This window comes from Paenibacillus sp. 01T422, assembly GCF_056398785.1.
Map to the genome: position 1 here is coordinate 1 of NZ_JBFTQB010001029.1, position 2,086 is coordinate 2,086.

Sequence of the window (2,086 nt, forward strand, 5' to 3'; positions counted from 1 at the left end):
GGATTACTGACAGGCAGTCAATCGGCTTGTACCGCAGCCGCAGAAGCATTTGCGGAGGCCGTTCGAAGCATCGCTAGAGATCCGAAGAAAATAGGCTAGTAAGAGGCAGGTGTCCGAAATGATTGAACAAAAGCTAGCCTTGGGCATGATCGAAACCTACGGCTTGCCGGCATTAATTGCTGCCGCCGACGCTGCGGCGAAAACGGCGGACGTGAAGGTCACGATGTACGAGAAGGTGGATGCCGGCATCGTAACGGTTTATATCTGGGGCGATGTGGCAGCAGTCAAAGCGGCTGTAGATGCTGGCGCAGAAGAAGCGAAGCGGGTGGGTAAGCTGCTTGGCATACAAGTGATCCCGCGTCCTGATCCTTCGGTCTACAGGATGCTGCTGAGTGCGCAGCATGAGGAGCAGCCTAAAGCCGCTGCACCAGAATCGCCTCCTGCCACAATAACGAACTGGAGCAAAATGACGGTCGCCCAGCTCAGAGAGCTCGCCCAGGGCACGCCAAAGTTCCCCCTGGCAGGACGAGATATTCAGCTGGTTAGCAAAGCGGAGCTTGTGCGGCTTTTCACGGAGCTAACCGCTGAAGGAGGAGAGCAGCCGACATGAAGCTGGACAGCGATTTGCTAGCGATCCAGGAAGTTCGCAACCACCTTCAAGAGGCGAAGGCTGCTCAGAAGCTCCTGGAAAAAATGACGCAGCCCCAAATCGACGCGATCGTCTCAGCAATGGCTGAAGCGGCTGATCGGGAGGCTGAGCGGCTTGGTGCTATGGCCGTCGAAGAGACCGGCTTCGGGAAAGTCGCCGATAAAAAGGCGAAGAATTTGTTCGTCGCGAGGGACATTTATGCAGCGATAAAGGACATGCAAACAGTGGGTATCATCCGCAAGGACAACACTAGGCAGGTCTGGGAAATTGCCCAGCCCGTCGGAACTATTGCGGCAATCATTCCCTCAACGAACCCGACTTCTACGGTGCTGTTCAAATGCCTGATCGCGCTGAAAGCACGCAACGCGATCGTGATCTCCCCGCATCCGTCCGCGCTTCGCTGCTCGCAAGAGTCAGCCGCCGTCATGCGGGTTGCGGCAGAGAGTGCGGGAGCCCCGCCGGGACTCATTCATTGCCTCTCGCATCCTTCTTTGGAGGCTAGCGGGGAGCTAATGCGGCACAAGCTGACGGATCTCATCTTGGCCACTGGCGGAACCGCCATGGTGAAGGCTGCTTACAGCTCAGGCAAACCCGCCTATGGTGTAGGGCCCGGCAATGTGCCGGTGTACATCCACCGGAGCGCCAATATTTCGCAAACGGTGAGCCACATTGTGCAGAGTAAAACATTCGACTACGGCACGATCTGCGCTTCAGAGCAAGCGCTTGTTGTGGATCAAGCCATCAAACCGCACTTCATACAAGAATTACAACGACGTGGCGCTTACTTTCTGAACAAGCACGAGAAGCAGAAGATCGCTTCCATCCTTATGACGGCTACTAAAGGGATGAATCCGCAAATAGTTGGCCAATCACCACAGGCCATTGCGGGCAAGGCTGGCATTACCATCCCGGATAACGCACAGATTTTAATCGCAGAGGAGTCGGAGGTCGGGCACAACTACCCTTTTTCCATGGAGAAGCTTTGCCCAGTACTTGCCTTATATACGGTGAACGACTGGCAGGAAGGCTGCCAAAGGTGCATTCAGCTGCTAACACTCGGCGGCCTAGGCCATACGCTCGGCATTCACGCTGAGGACCCATCGGTCTTCGAAGCTTTCGGGCTGGAAAAGCCAGCATCACGCATTGTCGTTAACACGGGAACCACATTCGGTGGAATTGGTGCCACGACAGGGATTTTCCCCTCCATGACACTGGGCTGCGGAACTTTTGGTAATAACATTACATCGGATAATATTGGGCCGCAGCATTTGCTGAACATCAAGCGGGTTGCTTTTGGTATCAAAGAAATGCCCGTGTCTACGGAGTCTGTGGCGATGAATGCTGACCCTAACCAAGTCGCCAGCCAAGTGGCGGACAGCCTAATCCAGACGAATCAGCTCGGCATTACGCGTGAGGAAGTTGCTCAGATCATCAGAA

At 55.0% G+C, this 2,086-nt stretch carries 2 protein-coding genes and 1 pseudogene; all 3 read left to right on the forward strand.

Features of this window, described 5'->3' with window-relative positions; translation table 11 throughout:
- A pseudogene (locus AC1DUA_RS35075) lies at positions 1–99 on the forward strand (ethanolamine utilization microcompartment protein EutL); the annotation flags it as partial.
- Positions 100–118: 19 nt separating this feature from the next.
- Complete coding sequence (locus AC1DUA_RS35080) at positions 119–610, forward strand: BMC domain-containing protein (RefSeq protein WP_477504134.1); 492 nt, start codon at positions 119–121, stop codon at positions 608–610.
- On the forward strand, positions 607–2,086 hold a 1,480-nt coding region (locus AC1DUA_RS35085; protein WP_477504135.1), incomplete at its 3' end, for an acetaldehyde dehydrogenase (acetylating). The genes AC1DUA_RS35080 and AC1DUA_RS35085, both read left to right, overlap by 4 nt.

Bases quoted from the DNA above. Each gene is read 5' to 3' on its own strand.
- AC1DUA_RS35080 (WP_477504134.1), top strand. From the start codon at position 119: ATGATTGAACAAAAGCTAGCCTTGGGCATGATCGAAACCTACGGCTTG.